Annotated in this window: 2 protein-coding genes; both read left to right on the forward strand. The window is 74.9% G+C overall.

What is annotated here, in order from left to right; all coding sequences use genetic code 11:
- Positions 1-59 precede the first annotated feature (59 nt).
- On the forward strand, positions 60-518 hold the full coding sequence (locus ABZ914_RS51080; RefSeq protein WP_500201778.1) for a HEAT repeat domain-containing protein: 459 nt from the start codon (positions 60-62) through the stop codon (positions 516-518).
- 266 nt (positions 519-784) lie between these two features.
- Positions 785-1,612: serine/threonine protein kinase (locus ABZ914_RS51085; protein WP_500201779.1), on the forward strand; the 828-nt coding region annotated here is incomplete at its 3' end.

Consider the following 1,612-nt stretch of genomic DNA (forward strand, 5'->3'; position numbering starts at 1 on the left):
CGGACGGTGCCCGCGCGGGTAGGTGTTCCCGTGGCGGTCCACGCGACGGAGGAGAGCCGATGACGCCCGTTGCCCCACTGCGGCCGGACGACCCGTCCCGCGAGGTGCGGGTCGCCGTCGCCGAGGGCCTCGCCCGGCTGTCCGGCCCCGCCGCGCTCACCGCGCTGGAGCACCTGCTCGGCGACCACGACCCCGTCGTCCGGATGGCCGCGCTCGACGCGGCGGCGGAGCTGGGCGTCCCCGGACCGCTGGAGGGGCGCGTCGTCACCTCGACCGCGCACGCCAGCTGGCAGGTGCGGCGCCGCGCCGTGCGGGCGCTCGGCCGGGCCCGCGCCGACGTCGCCGTCCAGCCGCTCGTCCGGGCCCTCGGCGACCGGATCGTGGACGTGCGGCGCGCCGCCGTGCGGGCCCTGGAGCAGTGGGCGGCGGACCGTCCCGAGGTGGTCACGGCGCTCACCGAATCCCTCACCGACCCGGACCCGGGTGTGCGCACCCAGGTCCGCTGGGCGCTCGCGTAGGCGTACGCGGGCCCGCGGGCGGGCCGCCGGCGTGGCACGGCGCCGGCGGCCCGCTCTCACCTCCACCGCGCCGGTCTCGATGCGGGCGGGACGTTCTGGGGTGGGGCGCCCTGCTCGCTTCAAGACCTGCGCGGGACGGTCGGCGGGTGGTGACCGAGAACTCACGGACGATCACCGACGTCTAACGTGGCACCGGAAGGTAAGGGCCGGACGGTGCCCGCGCGGGTAGGTGTTCCCGTGGCGGTCCACGCGACGGAGGAGAGCCGATGACGCCCGTTGCCCCACTGCGGCCGGACGACCCGGGGCGGCTGGGGCGGTACGAGCTGCTCGGACGGCTCGGCGAGGGCGGGCAGAGCGTCGTCTACCTGGGCCGCCGCGACGACGGCATGCACGGCGCCGTCAAGCTGCTGCGCGCGCAGCTGAGCCGCAGCCCCGAGTGGCGGGCCCGGTTCGAGCGCGAGCTGAAGCTGATCGAGCGGGTCGCCGGGTTCTGCACGGCGCAGGTCGTCGACGCCGACGTGTCCGCCGAGACGCCGTACGTCGTCAGCGAGTACGTGCCGGGCCCGTCGCTGACCGGGCTGGTGACCGAGCGCGGCCCGCGCGCCGGCACCGACCTGGACCGGCTGGCGATCGGCACGGTCACCGCGCTCGCGGCGATCCACCGCGCGGGGATCCTGCACCGCGACTTCAAGCCGTCGAACGTGCTGATGGGGCCGGACGGCCCGCGCGTCATCGACTTCGGCATCGCCCGGCTGATCGGCGACGCGGCGGCGCGGGGCAGCGGCGTCGTCGGGACGCCGTCCTACATGGCGCCCGAGCAGGTGACCGACGCCGAGCTCGGCACCGGCGTCGACATGTTCACCTGGGCGGCGACGATGCTGTTCGCCGCGACCGGCCGGCATCCGTTCGGCAACGACTCGATCTCCGCGGTGTTCCACCGGATCCTGCACTACGAGCCGGACCTGTCGCCCCTGCCGGGGACGCTGCGCGGCTCCGTCGGCCGGAAAATACCGAATTCGTCCGCTCGGCCCAGGGTTTTCAACGATCTTGAATATCCCTTTGAGCATCGAACAGGGAACCCCCGTGAAATCGGC

The organism is Spirillospora sp. NPDC046719, from assembly GCF_040645715.1.
GTDB lineage: Bacteria > Actinomycetota > Actinomycetes > Streptosporangiales > Streptosporangiaceae > Spirillospora.